Below are 18,595 nucleotides of genomic sequence, written 5' to 3'. Positions count from 1 at the left end.
TTTGGTGTGGGTTTAAAACGTTTAGATGGATTGGTGTTCGCGAACATGGTCGCGAACGGTGCAGCCAACTTGAGCCAGAATGCGGATTATGTAGATTCGCTTAACGTCTTCCCGGTGCCGGACGGCGACACGGGGACGAACATGAATTTGACGATGACATCGGGTGCGAAAGAAGTGGCCGCACTCAACTCGGCGAATATCGCTGACGTCTCATCGAAGTTTGCACGCGGTCTCTTGATGGGGGCACGTGGGAACTCGGGCGTTATTTTGAGCCAGTTGTTCCGTGGTTTCGGTAAAGCAATCGAAGGCAAGACAGAAGTGTCGACAGTCGATTTCGCCGAAGCGTTGAAACGTGGCGTCGATACGGCATACAAGGCGGTTATGAAACCGGTTGAAGGAACGATTTTGACGGTTGCTCGTGAAGCGGCCGACGAAGCGCTCCGTGCTTCAGAGTCGACGAGCGACTTCAACGAGTTCATGGAACTCGTGATTGTCGAAGCGAAAGCTTCACTCGAACGGACACCGGACTTATTGCCGGTCTTAAAAGAAGTCGGCGTCGTCGATTCAGGCGGCCAAGGCTTGCTCGTCATTTATGAAGGGTTCCTCGCAAGCCTCGAAGGCAAAGAACTTGAGAAACCACATGCACCGGTCATGGATGCGCTCATTGAAGCTGAACATCATGCCCACGCCGCGCAAGGATTCATGTCGACGGAAGACATCGAATTCGGCTATTGCACGGAAATCATGGTCCGGTTCCAAGACGAGAAATTGAAGGACGCGCCGTTCAACGAGGACACGTTCCGCAATGAATTGTCTGAACTCGGTGACTCGCTCCTCGTCGTCGCAGACGAAGAGTTGCTCAAAGTTCACGTTCACGTCGAGACGCCAGGTGACGTCATCACGAAAGGACAGCGTTACGGGGAACTCGTCGCTGTCAAAATCGAGAACATGCGTCAACAGCACTCGACCATCTTAGAAGAAGAGCATGGCGCCAACCAGCACGGCGTTCAAACGGCTGCTCCGACGGCTCCGAAGGCGAAAGCGCCGTTCGCGATCGTCACGGTCGCGATGGGCGAAGGTGTCAGTGAATTGTTCCGTTCACTCGGGGCGGCCCACGTCATCGAGGGCGGTCAGACGATGAACCCATCGACGGAAGATATCGTCAAGGCAATTGAAGCGGCCAACGCGGATCACGTCTTCATCTTCCCGAACAACTCGAACATCATCATGGCTGCTGAACAAGCGGCCTCGGTCGCCCCTTGCGGCGTCTCGGTCATTCCGACGAAGACGGTGCCACAAGGACTCGCGGCAGCGATCGCCTTCAATCCGGAAGCGGATGTGGAAACGAACGAGCGCGGCATGAAGGCTGCGGCAAGCGCCGTCAAGTCTGGTCAAGTGACGTATGCAGTTCGTGATACGAGCATCGACGGTGTCGAAATTCGTAAAGACGACCACATGGCGATTGCCGAGAAGAAAATCGTCGCCTCATCGGCTTCGAGTCTCGAAGCGGCGAAAGCGCTTGTCGACGCGCTCGTGGATGCTGATGACGAAATCATCACGATTTTGACGGGCGAAGGTTCGTCAGCGGAAGACGTCGCAGCACTCTCGGCGTATATCGAGTCGAAGAACGACGAGATTGAAATCGAGGTCCATGACGGGAAACAACCGCTCTACTCCTACATTTTTAGTGTGGAATAAGCTGTAACTCAGCCCTACCTTCTGTATAATGAAGGTAGGGCTTTTTTGAAAGGGGGAAATGCGATGAAATATCGCAGTGTGTTTGATATCATCGGTCCGGTCATGGTCGGTCCATCGAGTTCGCATACGGCCGGAGCCGCGCGCATCGGCCTCATGGCTGGGAAGTTGTTCGGCCGTACGCCACGGCTCGCGCACATCACGTTTTATGGGTCGTTCGCCGATACGTATCGGGGGCACGGTACCGATGTCGCCATCGTCGGCGGCATCATGGGCTTCGATACGTTCGATTTGCGCATCCCGCAAGCACTCGATATCGCCAAAGAGCGCGGCATCGAGGTCGTCTTTGAGACGAGCGATGCGTTGACAGACCATCCGAACACGGCCCGGGTCCACCTCGAGGACGAGGATGGTACGTTCGAAATCGTCGGGATTTCAATCGGCGGCGGGACGATCGAGATTACCGAGTTGAACGGATTCCCGCTCAAACTGTCAGGCGGCGGTCCGGCACTCGTCGTGTTGCACCATGATCGCTTCGGGGCGATCGCGGCCGTGACCGGCATCTTGGCCCGGCATGAGTTGAATATTGGGCATATGGAAGTGAGTCGTCACGAGAAAGGCAAGCAAGCGCTCATGGCGATTGAGATTGATGAACATCTGTCAAAAGACGTGTTAGCGGAAATTGAGCGGTTACCTCAAATCGAGCGGGTAGCCATCTTTGGGGAATAAGGAGAAACCAATATGTTTAAATCAGTAGAAGAATTAGTCAGAACGGCAACAGAGCGAGGCATTCCGATTTCAGAAGTGATGATCGAGCAAGAAGTGCACGTCAGACGCTCGACGCGGGAAGAAGTCGTCGGCATGATGGAGCGCAATCTAGAAGTGATGGAAGAAGCGGTCGCGCGGGCACTCGAAGGCGTGACGTCCGTGACGGGTCTCACGGGGAACGATGCCGTGCTCATGACCGACTATATCCGTTCCGGCAAATCGCTCGCCGGAGACTTGATTTTAGATGCGGTCGCAAAAGCGATCGGCACGAATGAAGTCAACGCGGCGATGGGACGCATCTGCGCGACCCCGACCGCCGGAAGCGCCGGCGTCGTACCGGGTACGTTGTTTGCGGTCAAAGAACGTCTGGAGATGGACCGTGACGCGATGGTCCGCTACTTGTTCACGTCAGGAGCGTTCGGCTTCGTCGTCGCCAACAACGCCTCGATTTCAGGAGCGGCTGGTGGTTGTCAGGCGGAAGTCGGCTCAGCGACCGGGATGGCCGCCGCGGCCATCGTCGAAGCGGCCGGCGGGACGCCGGAACAATCGGCGACGGCGTTTGCAATCGCACTAAAAAACATGCTCGGTCTCGTCTGTGACCCGGTGGCGGGGCTCGTCGAGGTGCCGTGCGTCAAACGGAACGCCATGGGCGGGGCGAACGCCATCGTTGCGGCCGATATGGCACTCGCCGGCATCACGTCACGGATCCCTTGCGACGAGGTCATTTCCGCGATGCATGAGATTGGCCAGATGATGCCGACCGCGTTGAAAGAGACAGCGCGTGGTGGTCTCGCCAATACGCCGACGGCACGCCGTCTCGAACGAAACATCTTTGGAGAGAAAGAAAATGTCCAGAAGTGAGGCGTTGACGACGCTGAAAGGGGTCGGGCCAGAGATGGCCAAAAAATTAGAGACGATGGGTCTCGAACGAATCGAGGACGTGCTGGAGCACGTCCCGTTTCGTTATGAAAATTATAATAGCGGCACGGTGACGACGGCCATTCACGGAGACCTCGTCAAATGGAGCGGCACCGTCCAGGCGGCACCGCTCGTACGCTATTACAGCAAAGGCAAGAACCGGCTCCAATTCCGCTTGTTGCTCGAGGAGCGTTATGTCGTCCACGTGACGATGTTCAACCGGGCCTTTTATAAAGACAAGCTCGCGCTCGGCGCCACGGTGACGGTCAAAGGGAAATGGGATATGAACCGGATGACGATCAGTGCGACCGACCTCGAGTTCGGTGAGCTCTCGGATGGGTTGCAACCGATTTATTCGCTCCGGGCCGGACTGACCCAAAAGAATTTCGGACGCATCGTCAAACTCGCATTCGAACAGACGACCTCGTTCGAGAATCGCCTGCCCGAATCGATTCGGCAACGTTATCGTCTCGAGGACCGGGAGACGATGTTGAAAGGGATGCATTTCCCTGATTCGGTCGAGACGTATAAACAGGCACGCCGAAGTTACGTCTATGAAGAGTGTCTGCTCTATCAATTGAAACTCCAGGCGTTCCGTAAGATGGAGCGGGCGGGGAAAGGGCGCGCGCTCACGCTCGACAAGCAGCGGTTGAACGAGTTCGTCAAACAGCTCGCGTTCCCGTTGACAGGGGCACAGACACGTGTCATCCGGGAGATTGTCGGCGACTTAGAAAAGCCAGAACGGATGAATCGGTTGTTACAAGGGGATGTCGGGAGCGGAAAGACAGTCGTTGCCGCGATCGCCTTGTATGCGACGGTGTGCGCCGGCTATCAAGGGGCGCTCATGGTCCCGACGGAGATTTTGGCCGAACAGCATCTCGCCTCGTTGCAGGCGCTGTTCGAACCTTACGGCATGCGCGTCGGGCTACTGACGAGTTCGGTCAAAGGCAAGGCTAGGAACGAATTGCTCCAGGCGATTAAAGACGGCGACGTCGATATCATCGTCGGGACGCACGCCTTGATTCAAGGGCCGGTCGAGTTTTCGCGTCTGCATCTGGCCATCACCGATGAGCAACACCGGTTCGGGGTCGAACAGCGGAAAATGCTCCGTGACAAGGCGGAACTCGCCGACGTTCTCTATATGACAGCGACGCCGATTCCACGGACGCTCGCCATCAGCGCTTTCGGGGAGATGGACGTCTCGACGATTGATGAGATGCCGGCCGGGCGGAAGCCGATTGAGACGTATTGGGCCAAGACCGATCAAATTGACCGGGTCCATGCGATGGTGAACCGTGAGCTCGCCCTCGGACGTCAAGCGTACGTCATCGCGCCGCTCATCGAGGAATCGGACACGCTCGAAGTCGAGAGCGCGACTGCGCTCTACGACATGTTACGGGAGCGCTTCCCGAATTATGCGGTCGGTCTCATGCACGGTAAACTGTCGAGCACCGAGAAAGACGAGGTCATGAAGGCTTTCGCTAGCAACGCCCTCCAAATCCTCGTCTCGACGACGGTCGTCGAGGTCGGGGTGAACGTGCCGAACGCCTCGCTCATCATCATCCACGACGCCGAACGATTCGGCTTGGCGCAACTGCACCAGCTGCGCGGGCGTGTCGGTCGAGGCGCCGATCAATCTTACTGTATATTGGTAGGGGATCCAAAGTCCGACGTCGGGAAACTTCGTTTAAAGACGATGACCGAGACGAATGACGGATTCGTGCTCGCCGAGAAAGACTTGGAACTCCGCGGGGCCGGTGACTTCTTTGGGACGGCCCAAAGCGGTCTGCCGAGCTTCCGCGTCGCTGATCCAGTACTCGATTTAAAAGTGATGGAAGTGGCGATGCAAGACGCCGTCCGGCTGCTCGGGAGCGAGGCGTTTTGGAATGAGGCGACGTATGCCCCGCTCCGGCACTATTTGAAACGACTCGACTTACTCGTCGGAGAACGATTGGAATGACAAACAACACTTGAAAATAAAATCTAAAGAATATATACTGCTATTAGTACCAGGTATTAAGTTCTTTAGCATAGAGTTTAGGAGGGAACTAAATGCGGGTACCTAAGAAAGAGCGGCAACGCTTATTGCAAGAAACGATTGATCGCAACCCGTTCATCAAAGACGAAGAGCTGTCGAAACAGTTTGCCGTCAGTATTCAAACGATTCGACTCGATCGGATGGAGTTAAAGATTCCGGAAGTGAGAGAACGGATCAAGCACGTTGCCTCAGAACACCTCGATGAAGTGAAGTCGCTCGCCATGAGCGAGGTCATCGGTGATATGATTGACTTGAAGCTCGATGAATCGGCCATCTCGGTTCTCGACATTGAGAGAGAACACGTCTTTAGCCGCAACGAGATCGCCCGGGGACACGTATTGTTCGCCCAGGCCAACTCGTTAGCGGTGGCGCTCATCAATGATGAATTGGCGTTGACCACTAAAGCGGACATCCGGTTTAGTCGCCAGGTCCATCTTGGAGAGCGAGTCGTTGCCAAGGCTCGTGTAATCAAACTACGTCGGGACGGAAGAACGGACGTCACAGTGGATAGTTATGTCGGCGAAGAGTGTGTCTTTAGCGGAGACTTCACGATCTATCGTCGCGGTGAGGAGGAACAGGCATGAAATTAGCAATCGATGCAATGGGCGGGGATCATGCCCCGAAAGCAATCGTGGAAGGCGTCAAACAGTTTGCCGACGCGTTCCCGAATGAGCAGATGGAACTGTTTTTAGTCGGAGATGAGGTCAAACTCGCCTCTTATGGGTTGACCGACCCGCGAATCAAAATCGTTCCGGCAAGTGAAGTCATCACCGGAGACGATGAGCCGGTCCGGGCCGTCCGTCGTAAAAAGGACAGCTCGCTCGTCGTGGCGGCCAAACTCGTCAAAGACGGAGAGGCCGACGCCCTCGTCTCGGCTGGGAATACCGGCGCCCTCATGGCGGCGTCACTATTCGTCATCGGACGGATTCCCGGCATCGAGCGTCCCGCGTTGTCACCTACGTTCCCTACATATACGGGTAGCGGTGTCGTCATTTTAGACGTTGGGGCCAATCCGGACGCTAAGCCTGAGCACTTGGTCGACTATGCGATCATGGGCTCGCTCTACGCTGAGCACGTCCGCGGCGTCAAGCGCCCGCGCGTCGCGCTACTGAACATCGGGACCGAGGCTGGGAAAGGAAACGCCCTCACGAAAGAGGCGTACCCCCTCCTTGAACAAGCACCGGTCCACTTTGTCGGCAACGTGGAAGCACGTGAGGCGATGTCCGGTGACGTGGACGTCATCGTCACCGAAGGGTTCGCCGGAAACATTTTGCTCAAAGGTGTCGAAGGTTCGTCATCGATGCTCATGAAGATGATGAAAGAACAGTTCACGAGCGATTTCGTCTCGAAGCTCGCCGCTCTCGTCTTAAAACCGAAGTTGAAACGATTGAAACAAACATTAGATTATCGGGAACACGGTGGAGCCGGGTTATTCGGCATCAACGCCCCGGTCATTAAAGCGCACGGTTCGAGCGATGCGCTCGCCATCATGAGCGCGCTCAAACAGGCGAAAATCATGGTCGATCACGACGTCGTCGCGAAGATCAAGCAAGCCAAAGCCACAAACTAATTTAAAGAAGGTGAGTACATGGGGAAAACAGCATGGGTATTTCCAGGACAAGGGTCACAAGCCGTCGGCATGGGCCAAACGTTCCTCGACAATCCTGAACAACTGCACGCGATCGGCCGTCGCCTCGGATTTGATTTACTCGACGCCATGGCGGCAGGATCAAAAGAAGAGCTTCAACGGACAGAACTGGCCCAACCGGCCATCGTGGCACATGCGGCATCACTCGCACAAGCTCACGCCAAAACAGGGGCCGCGCCAGACATGGTGATCGGTCACAGCGTCGGAGAATATGCGGCACTCGTCATCGCCGGCGTCATCGATTTGGAAGAGGCGAGCGTACTCGTCCACGAACGCGGTAAGCTCATGTCAGAAGTGAAGGATGGGGCGATGGCAGCCGTCATCGGGATGACCGATGTCGACGAGGCGTTCCATGTGACGGAGAAAATCAGTGCTAGCGGGAACCTTGTACAAATCGCCAACTACAACTGTCCGGGTCAGTTCGTCATCTCGGGACACGTCGACGCGGTCAAACAAGCCGAGACGGACTTGAAACAGGCCGGCGCGAAACGCGTCTTACCGCTCAATGTCTCTGGTGCGTTCCACAGCTCGTACATGATGCCGGCCGCGACGCGGTTCAAAGACGTGCTCGCTTCGTCACCGTTCAAACCGGCGGCGATCGGGATTATCTCGAACGTCGATGCCGAGGTCCATACCGACCCGGAGAAATTGAAAGCACTCCTCACCGAGCAACTGTACGCATCGGTCCGATTCGAGGCGTGTGTCCGCAAAGCGATCGACGCTGGCGTCGACACGTTCATCGAATTTGGTCCGACGTCGCCATTGTCGGGTCTCATCAAGCGAATCGACGCGAACGTGACGATCAAACAGGCGACGACGCTCGAAGAGGTGACCGCGTTAGGAGGAGAAGTACGTGCATGACCAAGTAGCAATCGTGACAGGCGCGTCCCGGGGGATCGGGGCCGCCATCGCGAAGCGTTTAGGGGAGGACGGCTTTCGGGTCGTCGTGAATTACTCGGGTAGTGTTGAGAAAGCAAAGGCTGTCGTCAGTGAGATTGAAGCGAACGGGGGCGAGGCCATCGCCGTCAAAGCGGACGTCTCGAATGCGGATGACGTGAAGGCGCTCATCAAGACGACGGTCGACACGTTCGGCCGCATCGATTGCCTCGTCAACAATGCGGGCATCACGCGTGACGGTCTTCTCATGCGCATGAAAGAGGCTGACTTTGACGATGTCTTGTCGACGAACTTGAAAGGTGCGTTCTTGACGTCGCAAGCCGCGACGCGGACGCTCTTGAAATCGAAGTCGGGCCGTATCATCAATATCGCCTCGGTCGTTGGCATCACGGGCAACGCCGGACAGGCCAACTATGCGGCGGCGAAAGCCGGGCTGATCGGCCTGACCAAATCGGTCGCGCGTGAACTCGCCGGACGCCATGTCACGGTGAACGCCGTCTGTCCTGGATTTATTCAGACGGACATGACCGATGCCTTGACCGACGCCCAGCGTGAGGCGACGCTCGGACAAATCCCGTTCAACCGCTTCGGCCAAGTCGAAGACGTGGCGAACGTCGTCTCATTCCTCGCTTCACACCAGGCGGCTTACGTGACGGGTCAAACGATTGCCGTTGACGGCGGGATGACGATGGCTTAAAATCAGAACTTTACCAATCGAATCACATTTTATATACTTTAATTTGGAGGGATTTTATCATGACAACAGAACAAATCTTAGTAGACGTACAAGCAGCAGTGGCAGAGAAACTCGGGAAAGATGTATCTGAGATCACAGCCGACAAATCATTCAAAGACGACCTCGGTGCGGATTCGCTCGAAGTTATGGAAATGGTCATGGACCTTGAAGACAAATTCGATATAACAATCGAAGATGAAGATGCAGAGAAACTTGCAACTGTCGGCGACGTTGTCGCTTACATCGAAACTAAATTGTAATCAAGCCTCCCACCGCTCGTCATGAGCGGTGGGCTTGTGCTTATTCACGGAGGGAATTATGACAAAGGATAAGCGACGGTTTGACCGTCAAGGGTCGGCGCAACGACGCCGACGAAATGAGCTCGAACGGTCTCGGATTCTCGAGCAGTTCAAGACACTTGAAGAACGGCTATCCGTTCGATTCACGAATCAGGACCTATTGATGCAAGCGTTCACCCACTCCTCATACGTCAACGAACAACGCGGTCTGAAAAAAGACAATGAGCGCTTAGAGTTTTTAGGCGACGCGGTTCTCGAGTTGACGGTGTCTCGGTTTTTGTATGAGACGTATCCGGAGCGCTCCGAGGGGGAATTAACGAAGTTGCGGGCGGCCATCGTCTGTGAGCCGTCACTCGTCAACTTCGCGGAAGCCTATGCTTTCTCTGATTTTATCTTGCTTGGGAAAGGCGAAGAGTTGACCGGCGGTCGCAAGCGTCCGGCGTTACTCGCCGATGTGTTCGAATCTTACATCGGTGCGCTCTATCTGGACCAAGGGATTGAACCAGTCGAACAGTTCCTCGCCGAAGCGGTTTTTCCGAAAGTCTTAGCGGGTGTGTTTGAAGAACAGACCGATTATAAGAGTCAGCTTCAAGAGAGCGTGCAACGCGAAGGGCTCGGCCCCGTCTCGTACACGATTATCGAAGAGCGCGGGCCGGCCCATAGCAGGGAGTTCGTCGCCCATGCCCGTCTGTCTGACGATATCGTCGGGGAAGGCATCGGCCGATCGAAGAAAGAAGCCGAGCAGCTCGCGGCGAAAGAAGCGTTAATCGAATTCAATCGGCAATACGCCGGCCTTTAACAAAAAGGAGTGGACCTCTCAACGGGTCCACTCCTTTTTGTATCATCTAGTTACGTCAATTGCCCGAGTTCTTCGACGATTCCATCCACTTCAGAAATCGACAACGATGAACGATTCATCACGTAGTCGTAAATCTCTTTGACGGCCGAGGCGTCGGCACGGTTATATTCTTCCGCTTTGATGGCGCCGCGGTTGATGATGTTCATTTTGTCGAGAATTTCCTCAATCATTTGTTCGTTAGTCATCGGTCGTACCCCTTTCTACAGTTCTTTTTAGAATAGCATGATTCTAGCATTTTGACGAACTGGCAACTGTGGTAAAATAAACAAATGAATGCTTACTGAGGATAGGATGGTCACGATGCACTTAAAACGAATCGAACTCGCTGGCTTTAAATCGTTTGCCAAACGGATTGAACTGGATTTTCGTCCCGGCGTAACAGCCGTGGTTGGACCGAACGGGAGCGGAAAATCAAATATATCGGACGCTGTTCGCTGGGTACTCGGTGAGCAGTCGGCCAAATCGCTCCGTGGAGCGAAAATGGAAGATGTCATCTTTGCCGGCAGTGAAGGGGAGAACCATCGCAACGTCGCCGAAGTGACGCTCGTGTTGGACAATACGGACGCCCATTTGCGGCTGCCGTATGAAGAAGTAAGCGTCACGCGACGTGTCACGCGGAGCGGCGACAGTGACTACTTTATGAACAAGAAGCCGTGCCGTCTCAAAGATGTGATCGACCTGTTCATGGATACGGGTCTGTCGCGTGATGCCTTCGCCATCATCGGCCAAGGGCGGGTCGAGCAGGTCATCTCCGGGAAACCGGAAGACCGCCGTGCCGTCATCGAAGAAGCGGCGGGTGTCTTGAAATACCGCCAGCGTAAAAAACAAGCGGAACGGAAACTGCAGGACACTGAATTGAACTTGTCCCGCGTCGACGATATCTTGTATGAACTCGCCGACCGGGTCGAACCGCTCCGTGAACAAGCCGCGCTCGCCCGTGAGTATCAAGTCGCAAAAGCTCGGCACGATGAGCTCGAGACGGGTATTCTCGGTGCCGAGATTACGGAACTCGGCACAGGAATCACCCGTACGAACGAACAACTCGGGACGGCGTCCGCCCATCTCGCTGAGCAAGACGGCGCGTTGAACGCGATTGTGGCGGAACGGACGGAGCTCGAGGCGACACTCGCCGTCGATCGGGAAACGCTCGATATGCTCTACCAGGACGAACGGACACAGGCGACCGAACTGGAACGATTGACCGGCGAAATCAAGCTCGCGAAAGCCCGCGAAGAGCACGGGGCGGAAACGAAAGAACGTCTCGAGCGCCAACGGGTCGAGTTGGCCGAAGAGGCCGAACAGTTGACGCAGAAATTGCACGTGGCTGAGGCGGATTTGGCGTCTAAAACCGAGGCGTTACATACCGTCGAGGCGGCACGTGTCAAACTCGACACACAATTGACGGCAGCCACACGCGATTTTAACGCGGAAATCGAACAACTCCAAGGCGAGGCGTTCGAACTGGCGACGACCCGTGCCACGCTCAGCAATCAACAGAAGCGGGAACGACGGGATATCGAACAAGCCGAGGAAGCGAAAGCCCGCCTCCTGCGTGAGAACAAGGATCGCCTCGATGTGAGGACCGAACAGACAGCTTCGCTCGAGGCCGAGCAGGCTCGTCTCGATGAGGCGCGGACGACGTGGGAGACGTTGCTCGCGCAAGAAGCCGATTTGACCGAACAAGAGACGACACTGAGGGACAAGCTGGCCCGGGCCGAGCAGTCGTACCACGACCTCGACCGCCGGCGTCAGAAGACCGAGGACCGCATCGAATTGCTCGAGCGGATGAAGCAGTCATATGAAGGCTACTTCCATGCCGTCAAATTCGTGTTGAAAGAACGGGGGCCGGGCGTGCTCGGTGCGGTCGCGGAATTGATTCGCGTTCTCCCGTCCTACGAGGCCGCCATCGAGACGGCGCTCGGTCAGACGCAACAACACATCGTCGTCGAGACGGATGTGGTCGGTCGCCGAGAAATCGATCGGCTACGGAAGGCGAATGCTGGACGGGCCACGTTTGTGCCGATGACGAGCGTGAAGGAACGTTACGTCCCGAGTGAAGTCGCGCACCGGCTCGAATCGCTCGACGGATTCGTCGGCATCGCCGCCGACCTCGTCGAAACAGACCCAGCCTACGACAAATTGAAACGGTCCCTTCTCGGTGCCGTCATCGTCGCCAACTCACTCGAAGTCGCCAACCGGATCGCCCAGACGACCGGGTATCGCTATCGTATCGTCACGCTCGACGGGGACATCGTCAACGTCGGCGGTTCGATGACCGGGGGTAGCCGGAAGCAAGGCGTCGCCTTGTTCACGCAATCGCGTGAACTCGATGACTTGAAGCACGGATTGACGCAAGGGCTGGCCATGCTCCATGAGCAACAGTTGCGCGTGACGACGTATACCGATGAGATGTCCCGGTTGCGAGAGTCGCTCCAGACAATCAGGCTCAAAAAACGTGAGGCCGAAGAGACGCTCCGTTCGACGGAACAGGCGTACCGAAGCTTGGAGAGGGTGTCACAAGACGCCAAGGCGCAACTTGAACTGTTCGATCATGAAATGGCCCGCTATGCCCATACGATTGAAACCGCGACGAACGAATTGACGCGGCTCGCACAAGAGCTCGAGGCGACCGATGTGAAACAAGCCTCGATTCGGACCGAGCTCGAGGCGCTCCGTGGTGAGCAAGCGAAAGGTGCCGCGACGACGGGGCAACTGCAAGAAGCCATCCGTCAAAACGAACTCGATCGCCAACGGCATACGCTCGACCTCGACCGGGTCCGCTCGGAAGTCGAACGGCTCGAGGCCGAGGTCGCCAAACAGACGGCGCGTCTTCGTCAAATTGAACGTGAGCTCGAACATGTGGCGAGCGGCCGGGTCGTCTCTTCAGCCGAACTCGAGCTCGAACATGTCGAGGCGGTCAAACAGATGGACGCGCTCAAAGCGCGCCTGACGCAACAGTTGAACCAGCTTCACGCGAAAGAAGAATCGTACCGGATTCTAAGACAGCGCGAACAACAAGCGACGGACGTGCGCCGTCGACTCGATGCGGACGTCCGTAAACTCGAGACCGACGTGAACGAACTGGAGTTGAAACGGAAGTGGAAACTCGATGCGCTCGATGAACGTGGACTCGTCTTCGATTTGCTGCCGACGCTCACAATCCCGCTCGATGAGGCGAAAGAGGAGTTCAAACTGCTCGTCCGTCAAATCGAGGAAATCGGTCCGGTCAACTTGAATGCGATTGAAGAGTTCGATCTCGTCAATGAACGGTTCATGTTCTTGTCTGAACAGCGGGACGACCTCGTCAGCGCCAAAGAGGACTTGTATGACATCATCAACGAGATGGACCGCGAAGTGACACGGTTGTTCAAAGAGACGTATACGCTCGTCCGCGGTCACTTCAAACAGACGTTCCACGAACTGTTCGGTGGCGGCGAGGCCGATTTGAAATTGGTCGACGAGTCCGACTTGCTCAATACGGGCATCGATATCGTCGCCAAACCACCCGGGAAGAAACTGCAGACGCTCAGTCTGCTCTCAGGGGGAGAACGGGCCTTGACGGCGATTGCGCTCTTATTCGCGATTTTGAAGACGCGTCCGGTGCCGTTCTGTGTACTCGATGAAGTCGAGGCGGCGCTCGATGAGGCGAACGTCCATCGGTTCGGGGAATATATCCGGACGCTGTCGATTGACACGCAATTCGTCATCATCACGCACCGGAAAGGGACGATGGAGGCGGCGGATACGCTCTATGGCGTGACGATGCAACAAAACGGGGTCTCCGAGGTGCTTTCGGTCGAACTATCTGAAGCGAAGCGCGTCGTTGAGACGGAAGAAGAGATGGAGGAATTAAGTTGAGTTTTTTTAAGAAGCTAAAAGATAAATTGACGACCTCGACGCAAGAAGCGTCACAAAAGTTTACCGATGGCTTGACGAAGACCCGCGACGGGTTCGCGAATGCCGTCAACGATCTCGTCTATCGGTTCCGCGAAGTCGATGAGGATTTCTTCGATGAACTCGAGGATCTGCTCATCCAGGCGGACGTCGGAGTGACGACAACGATGGACCTTGTCGAAGATTTGAAAGAAGAAGTGAAGCGCCGCAACTTGAAAGATCCGGTCGCCGTCCGCGACGCGCTCGTCGAAGTCGTGGCGAAGCGACTTCAAGAGGACGAGTCGGACCGTGAGTTGAACATGCAAGACGGATTGACGGTCATCTTGTTCGTCGGCGTCAACGGCGTCGGCAAGACGACGACGATCGGCAAGCTCGCCCATCAATTGAAGTCGGAAGGCCGTTCGGTCATGCTCGCGGCGGGCGACACGTTCCGGGCCGGTGCCATCGACCAGCTCCAAGTATGGGGCGAACGCGTCGGAGTCCCGGTCATCCGTCAAGCCGAAGGTTCCGACCCGGCCGCGGTCGTGTTCGACGCCGTCCAGGCAGCGAAATCACGCGGCGTTGACGTCTTGATTTGTGACACGGCCGGACGTTTGCAAAACAAGGTCAACTTGATGAACGAGCTTGAAAAAGTGAAGCGGGTCATCGAACGCGAAGTGCCGAACGGACCGCATGAAGTGTTGCTCGCGCTTGACGCGACGACTGGGCAGAACGCGATGGTCCAGGCGAAGGCGTTCAAACAAGCGACGAACGTGAGCGGCATCGTCTTGACGAAGCTCGACGGCACGGCCAAAGGCGGCATCGTGCTCGCGATTCGAAACGAGCTCGATATCCCGGTCAAATACGTCGGGCTCGGCGAGAAAATCGATGATTTACAAGCGTTCGACCCGGAACAGTTCGTATACGGATTATTCGGGGACATCTTCGAAGAAAAACAACAGACAAACGATGACCTCGCCTAAGTTTCTCTGTTAAGAAAAAAACTTGACAAGAGCTAGGGACGGCTGTACTATTGGTAGTTGTAAAGGGATTTCACTTAACATGTGGAGGTGGAGGTCATGTCGCTCGAAAAGACGAATCGAATGAACTACTTGTTCGATTTTTATCAAGCACTACTCACACCGAAGCAGCGCAACTATATGTCTCTTTATTACCTAGATGACTACTCGCTCGGAGAGATTGCGGAAGAGTTTGAAGTCAGCCGTCAAGCGGTCTACGATAACATAAAGCGTACCGAAGCGATGCTTGAGCAGTATGAGGAGAAGTTGGCCTTGTTCGACAAATTCGAACAGCGGCAACAACTGCTTCAGACGCTCAAACGTCAAGTCGAGCATTCGCCCGACGCGACGGAAACGATTTCGGCGCTTGAGAATTTAGAGTAGGGGGCTGAAGCATGGCATTTGAAGGATTATCCGAACGGTTGCAATCGACACTGGCGAAAATGCGGGGGAAAGGTAAAATTTCCGAAGCAGATGTCAAAGAGATGATGAGAGAAGTTCGTCTCGCTCTCCTTGAAGCCGATGTCAACTTCAAAGTGGTCAAACAGTTCGTCAACGACGTGAAAGAACGGGCCATCGGCCAAGACGTCATGAAATCGTTGACACCGGGCCAACAAGTTGTCAAAATCGTTCATGAAGAGCTAACGACTTTGATGGGAAGCGACGTCGTCCCGATCACATTTAACCCAAAACCACCGACAGTCGTCATGATGGTCGGGTTACAAGGTGCGGGGAAAACGACGACGACCGGGAAGCTCGCGAACTTGATTCGCAAAAAGCATAACCGGAGTCCACTTCTCGTCGCGGCAGATATTTATCGGCCTGCGGCCATCAAACAGCTCGAGACACTCGGCAAGCAACTCGATTTACCGGTGTTCTCACTTGGCGACCAAGTGAAGCCGGAAGAAATCGTCACAAAAGCGCTCGAGTACGCCAAAACCAATCATCACGATTTCGTGTTGATCGATACGGCCGGTCGCCTTCACATCGACGAGACGCTCATGGGCGAACTCGAAAACGTGAAGACGATTGCCAAACCAAATGAAATCTTCCTCGTCGTCGATGCGATGACGGGTCAAGATGCGGTCAATGTGGCCGACAGCTTCAATGAGAAACTCGGAATCACCGGCGTCGTGCTCACAAAGCTCGACGGTGATACACGTGGTGGGGCAGCCCTTTCAATCAAGGCAGTCACGGGAGCGCCGATTAAGTTCGTCGGTCTCGGTGAAAAGTTGGATGCCCTCGAACCATTCCACCCGGAACGCATGGCGTCACGGATTCTTGGGATGGGGGACGTGCTCACACTCATTGAAAAAGCCGAGTCACAGATGGACCAAGATGCTGCGAAGGAGCTTGAAAGCAAAATTCGCGATGCATCGTTTACGTTCGATGATTTTATCGAGCAGTTGGGTCAAGTGAAAAACATGGGCCCAATTGACGAATTGCTCTCGATGTTACCTGGTGCAGGTAAGATGAAAGGGTTGAAGAACGTCCAAATCGACGAGAAGCAACTCGATCATGTCGAGGCGATCATTCGCTCGATGACAAAGCATGAGCGCTCCAATCCTGAAGTGCTCAACGCGAGTCGTCGCAAGCGGATCGCAAAAGGGAGCGGTCGTTCCATCCAGGAAGTGAACCGTCTCATCAAACAGTTCGATGACATGAAGAAGCTCATGAAGCAGATGTCAGGACAAATGAAAGGGAAGAAAAAAGGTCTCGGCCTTCCGTTCTTCTAAGAAAACTTTTGTCAGTCGGGCAAAAAAACAGTATACTATTAAAGTTGTCAATTCTTAAACACATGATGGAGGTATATTACCATGGCAGTTAAAATTCGTCTCAAGCGCATGGGCGCAAACAAATCACCTTTCTACCGGATCGTTGTAGCTGATTCACGTTCACCACGTGATGGCCGTTTCATCGAGCAACTCGGTCACTACAACCCGGTTGCAAAACCAGAAGCAGAAGTTCGCATCAACGAAGAACTCGCTCTCAAATGGTTGGCAGACGGCGCGAAGCCATCTGACACAGTACGTAACTTGTTCTCTAAAGCAGGGATCATGGAGAAATTCCACAACGCGAAAAACGCGAAGTAAGGATGTGGCCGACCTTTTATGAGGTCGGCCCATTTTTTTGAGGAGGCACAACAATGGAATGGTTATACGTAGGTAAGATCGCCAATACCCACGGCTTGAAAGGGGAACTGAAGTTGCTCGCCGCGACCGATTTCCCAGCCGAACGCTTCAAGAAAGGCGAGACGCTCTATTTGGACGTCGATGGCAAGAAGCTCCCGTTCGAGGTGACGACGTATCGTCCGCATAAGCAGTTCCATCTCGTGACGTTCAAAGGGCTTGAGAATATCAATCTCGTCGAGAAGTATAAAGGGATGAAACTATACGTTCATGTCGAGCACGTCCACGAGTTACCGGAGCATGAGTTTTACTATCACGAGATTATCGGTTGCGAGGCCGTCGTCGACGGTGAGGTCATCGGTGTCGTCGACGATATCTTCGAGACTGGTGCCAACGACGTCTGGGTCATCAAACGCCCTGGCAAGTCGGACGCGCTCATCCCGTACATCGAATCGGTCGTGAGCAACATCGATGTCGAGGCGAAACGTGTCGTCATCACCCCGATTCCGGGAATGATTGACGATGAAGATTGATGTTTTAACGTTATTCCCCGAGATGTTCGCCCCGCTCGATCATTCAATCGTCGGACGGGCCCGTACACTCGGACAAGTCGAGATGGCGTTCACGAACTTCCGTGACTTCTCGACGAACAAACACCATAAGGTCGACGATTACCCGTACGGTGGCGGGGCGGGCATGTTGCTCACCCCACAGCCGATCTTTGACGCCTTCGACGCCATCAATAAGAAGCGTCCCCGCGTCATCGTCACGACGCCAACTGGACGCCGTTTCGACCAACAGATGGCGGAAGCATGGGCGACCGAGGAACACTTGATCTTTTTATGCGGCCATTATGAAGGGTTCGATCAACGGATTCATGACGAGCTCGCGACGGACGAAGTGTCAATCGGTGACTTCGTCATGACCGGCGGTGAGCTCGCCGCGATGGTCATGATCGATGCGACGGTCCGTCTCATCCCGGAAGTGCTCGGGGATCAGGCGAGCCATGAAGATGACTCGTTCTCGACAGGGCTACTCGAGTATCCGCACTATACACGCCCCGCGGAGTTCCGTGGTCTGAAAGTGCCTGACGTGCTCTTGTCGGGCAATCACGCCAAAATCGAAGCGTGGCGCCGAGAGCAGTCGCTCCTGCGCACGTATCGCCGGCGACCGGACCTGCTTGAGCGCATTGAACTGTCGAAGGCAGATAAAAAATTCATTGAATCGTTGCGCGATTGACCGAATTGTGCTATGTTTGAGCATGTGGGTTAACCCCACCAATTACCGATGTTCCGCTGTTGGATGCTTGGGCAGATGAAGATATGAACATTGAAGAAAAAGGAGAACTATTCATGAACACACAAAAACTGTTCCGTGAAATCACAGAAGAACAATTCAAATCAGACGTACCTGCTTTCCGTCCTGGTGACACAGTACGTGTCCACGTTAAAGTCGTAGAGGGAACGCGCGAGCGTATCCAGATCTTCGAAGGCGTAGTCATCAAGCGTAAGGGTGGCGGCATCGGCGAAACATTCACAGTTCGTAAGATTTCTTACGGCGTAGGTGTTGAGCGTGCATTCCCGCTTCACTCACCACGTGTCGCGCAAATCGAAGTCGTTCGTTACGGTAAAGTCCGTCGTGCGAAACTCTACTACCTCCGCAACCTTCGCGGTAAAGCAGCACGTATTAAAGAAATCCGTCGTTAAGATGGGGATT

19 protein-coding genes are annotated in these 18,595 nt (G+C 54.9%); 18 read left to right on the top strand and 1 reads right to left on the bottom strand.

The genetic code is table 11. The features are described from left to right. The first annotated feature begins 6 nt into the window (after positions 1–6). The 10 genes from KNP72_RS04545 to rnc all read left to right on the top strand — a co-directional run bounded on the left by KNP72_RS04545 (position 7) and on the right by rnc (position 9,798). Positions 7–1,698, top strand: a complete 1,692-nt coding sequence (locus tag KNP72_RS04545; protein ID WP_214832332.1) for a DAK2 domain-containing protein — start codon at positions 7–9, stop codon at positions 1,696–1,698. Positions 1,699–1,761: 63 nt separating this feature from the next. Continuing rightward, positions 1,762–2,424, top strand: coding sequence for an L-serine ammonia-lyase, iron-sulfur-dependent subunit beta (gene sdaAB, locus KNP72_RS04540; protein ID WP_021067084.1), 663 nt, complete (start codon positions 1,762–1,764; stop codon positions 2,422–2,424). A 12-nt stretch (positions 2,425–2,436) separates the two neighbouring features. Then, positions 2,437–3,324 carry an L-serine ammonia-lyase, iron-sulfur-dependent, subunit alpha gene (gene sdaAA / locus KNP72_RS04535; RefSeq protein WP_021067085.1) on the top strand — a complete coding sequence of 296 codons (888 nt, stop codon included), beginning with the start codon at positions 2,437–2,439 and terminating at the stop codon, positions 3,322–3,324. Beyond that, positions 3,311–5,341 (top strand): ATP-dependent DNA helicase RecG, encoded by a 2,031-nt coding sequence (gene recG, locus KNP72_RS04530; RefSeq protein ID WP_021067086.1) that lies wholly within the window; start codon positions 3,311–3,313, stop codon positions 5,339–5,341. The genes sdaAA and recG overlap by 14 nt, the downstream gene beginning before the upstream one ends. 92 nt (positions 5,342–5,433) lie before the next feature. Next, positions 5,434–6,003 (top strand): transcription factor FapR, encoded by a 570-nt coding sequence (gene fapR, locus KNP72_RS04525; protein ID WP_021067087.1) that lies wholly within the window; start codon positions 5,434–5,436, stop codon positions 6,001–6,003. Next, positions 6,000–6,989 (top strand): phosphate acyltransferase PlsX, encoded by a 990-nt coding sequence (gene plsX, locus KNP72_RS04520; RefSeq protein WP_021067088.1) that lies wholly within the window; start codon positions 6,000–6,002, stop codon positions 6,987–6,989. Before fapR ends, plsX begins: the two co-directional genes overlap by 4 nt. A gap of 18 nt (positions 6,990–7,007) precedes the next feature. After that, a complete protein-coding gene (gene fabD, locus KNP72_RS04515) occupies positions 7,008–7,928 on the top strand; it encodes an ACP S-malonyltransferase (protein ID WP_214832330.1) in 921 nt (306 codons plus the stop codon). Further along, entirely contained in the window at positions 7,921–8,661 is a 741-nt protein-coding gene (gene fabG, locus KNP72_RS04510; RefSeq protein WP_021067090.1) for a 3-oxoacyl-[acyl-carrier-protein] reductase, read from the top strand. The genes fabD and fabG overlap by 8 nt, the downstream gene beginning before the upstream one ends. Before the next feature lie 59 nt (positions 8,662–8,720). Continuing rightward, positions 8,721–8,960 (top strand): acyl carrier protein, encoded by a 240-nt coding sequence (gene acpP, locus KNP72_RS04505; protein WP_021067091.1) that lies wholly within the window; start codon positions 8,721–8,723, stop codon positions 8,958–8,960. A gap of 58 nt (positions 8,961–9,018) precedes the next feature. Next, positions 9,019–9,798, top strand: coding sequence for a ribonuclease III (rnc, locus tag KNP72_RS04500; RefSeq protein ID WP_021067092.1), 780 nt, complete (start codon positions 9,019–9,021; stop codon positions 9,796–9,798). A gap of 50 nt (positions 9,799–9,848) precedes the next feature. Here the strand turns inward: rnc and KNP72_RS04495 are convergent, their stop codons facing one another. After that, positions 9,849–10,043 (bottom strand): DUF1128 family protein, encoded by a 195-nt coding sequence (locus KNP72_RS04495; RefSeq protein WP_021067093.1) that lies wholly within the window; start codon positions 10,041–10,043, stop codon positions 9,849–9,851. Between the two features lie 115 nt (positions 10,044–10,158). On the opposite strand from KNP72_RS04495, the gene smc reads away from it, so the two are divergent. From smc to rplS, 8 genes are all read left to right on the top strand, one after another. Then, a complete protein-coding gene (gene smc / locus KNP72_RS04490) occupies positions 10,159–13,716 on the top strand; it encodes a chromosome segregation protein SMC (RefSeq protein WP_214832329.1) in 3,558 nt (1,185 codons plus the stop codon). Further along, positions 13,713–14,714, top strand: a complete 1,002-nt coding sequence (ftsY, locus tag KNP72_RS04485) for a signal recognition particle-docking protein FtsY (RefSeq protein ID WP_021067095.1) — start codon at positions 13,713–13,715, stop codon at positions 14,712–14,714. The genes smc and ftsY overlap by 4 nt, the downstream gene beginning before the upstream one ends. 96 nt (positions 14,715–14,810) lie before the next feature. Beyond that, complete coding sequence (locus tag KNP72_RS04480) at positions 14,811–15,134, top strand: putative DNA-binding protein (protein ID WP_214719450.1); 324 nt, start codon at positions 14,811–14,813, stop codon at positions 15,132–15,134. An 11-nt stretch (positions 15,135–15,145) separates the two neighbouring features. Continuing rightward, a complete protein-coding gene (ffh, locus tag KNP72_RS04475; RefSeq protein WP_021067097.1) occupies positions 15,146–16,486 on the top strand; it encodes a signal recognition particle protein in 1,341 nt (446 codons plus the stop codon). Positions 16,487–16,567: 81 nt separating this feature from the next. Then, positions 16,568–16,843 carry a 30S ribosomal protein S16 gene (gene rpsP, locus KNP72_RS04470; protein WP_021067098.1) on the top strand — a complete coding sequence of 92 codons (276 nt, stop codon included), beginning with the start codon at positions 16,568–16,570 and terminating at the stop codon, positions 16,841–16,843. Between the two features lie 53 nt (positions 16,844–16,896). Then, positions 16,897–17,412: a ribosome maturation factor RimM gene (rimM, locus tag KNP72_RS04465; protein ID WP_214719449.1), complete on the top strand. Its 516-nt coding sequence runs from the start codon at positions 16,897–16,899 to the stop codon at positions 17,410–17,412. Further along, positions 17,402–18,118 (top strand): tRNA (guanosine(37)-N1)-methyltransferase TrmD, encoded by a 717-nt coding sequence (trmD, locus tag KNP72_RS04460; RefSeq protein ID WP_214800883.1) that lies wholly within the window; start codon positions 17,402–17,404, stop codon positions 18,116–18,118. The genes rimM and trmD overlap by 11 nt, the downstream gene beginning before the upstream one ends. A gap of 113 nt (positions 18,119–18,231) precedes the next feature. Beyond that, the gene (rplS, locus tag KNP72_RS04455) at positions 18,232–18,585 is read left to right on the top strand and encodes a 50S ribosomal protein L19 (RefSeq protein WP_021067101.1); all 354 of its coding nucleotides are present in this window, start codon (positions 18,232–18,234) and stop codon (positions 18,583–18,585) included. Positions 18,586–18,595 lie beyond the last annotated feature (10 nt).

Source organism: Exiguobacterium sp. s152 (assembly GCF_018618335.1).
Classification (GTDB): Bacteria; Bacillota; Bacilli; order Exiguobacteriales; family Exiguobacteriaceae; genus Exiguobacterium; species Exiguobacterium chiriqhucha.
The sequence above is the reverse complement of the archived record's forward strand: the minus strand, read 5'-3'. Positions and strand labels throughout refer to the sequence as shown.

Bases quoted from the DNA above. Each gene is read 5' to 3' on its own strand.
- sdaAB (WP_021067084.1), top strand. From the start codon at position 1,762: ATGAAATATCGCAGTGTGTTTGATATCATCGGTCCGGTCATGGTCGGT.
- sdaAA (WP_021067085.1), top strand. From the start codon at position 2,437: ATGTTTAAATCAGTAGAAGAATTAGTCAGAACGGCAACAGAGCGAGGC.
- recG (WP_021067086.1), top strand. From the start codon at position 3,311: ATGTCCAGAAGTGAGGCGTTGACGACGCTGAAAGGGGTCGGGCCAGAG.
- fapR (WP_021067087.1), top strand. From the start codon at position 5,434: ATGCGGGTACCTAAGAAAGAGCGGCAACGCTTATTGCAAGAAACGATT.
- plsX (WP_021067088.1), top strand. From the start codon at position 6,000: ATGAAATTAGCAATCGATGCAATGGGCGGGGATCATGCCCCGAAAGCA.
- fabD (WP_214832330.1), top strand. From the start codon at position 7,008: ATGGGGAAAACAGCATGGGTATTTCCAGGACAAGGGTCACAAGCCGTC.
- acpP (WP_021067091.1), top strand. From the start codon at position 8,721: ATGACAACAGAACAAATCTTAGTAGACGTACAAGCAGCAGTGGCAGAG.
- rnc (WP_021067092.1), top strand. From the start codon at position 9,019: ATGACAAAGGATAAGCGACGGTTTGACCGTCAAGGGTCGGCGCAACGA.
- KNP72_RS04495 (WP_021067093.1), bottom strand. From the start codon at position 10,043: ATGACTAACGAACAAATGATTGAGGAAATTCTCGACAAAATGAACATC.
- smc (WP_214832329.1), top strand. From the start codon at position 10,159: ATGCACTTAAAACGAATCGAACTCGCTGGCTTTAAATCGTTTGCCAAA.
- KNP72_RS04480 (WP_214719450.1), top strand. From the start codon at position 14,811: ATGTCGCTCGAAAAGACGAATCGAATGAACTACTTGTTCGATTTTTAT.
- ffh (WP_021067097.1), top strand. From the start codon at position 15,146: ATGGCATTTGAAGGATTATCCGAACGGTTGCAATCGACACTGGCGAAA.
- rpsP (WP_021067098.1), top strand. From the start codon at position 16,568: ATGGCAGTTAAAATTCGTCTCAAGCGCATGGGCGCAAACAAATCACCT.
- rimM (WP_214719449.1), top strand. From the start codon at position 16,897: ATGGAATGGTTATACGTAGGTAAGATCGCCAATACCCACGGCTTGAAA.
- trmD (WP_214800883.1), top strand. From the start codon at position 17,402: ATGAAGATTGATGTTTTAACGTTATTCCCCGAGATGTTCGCCCCGCTC.
- rplS (WP_021067101.1), top strand. From the start codon at position 18,232: ATGAACACACAAAAACTGTTCCGTGAAATCACAGAAGAACAATTCAAA.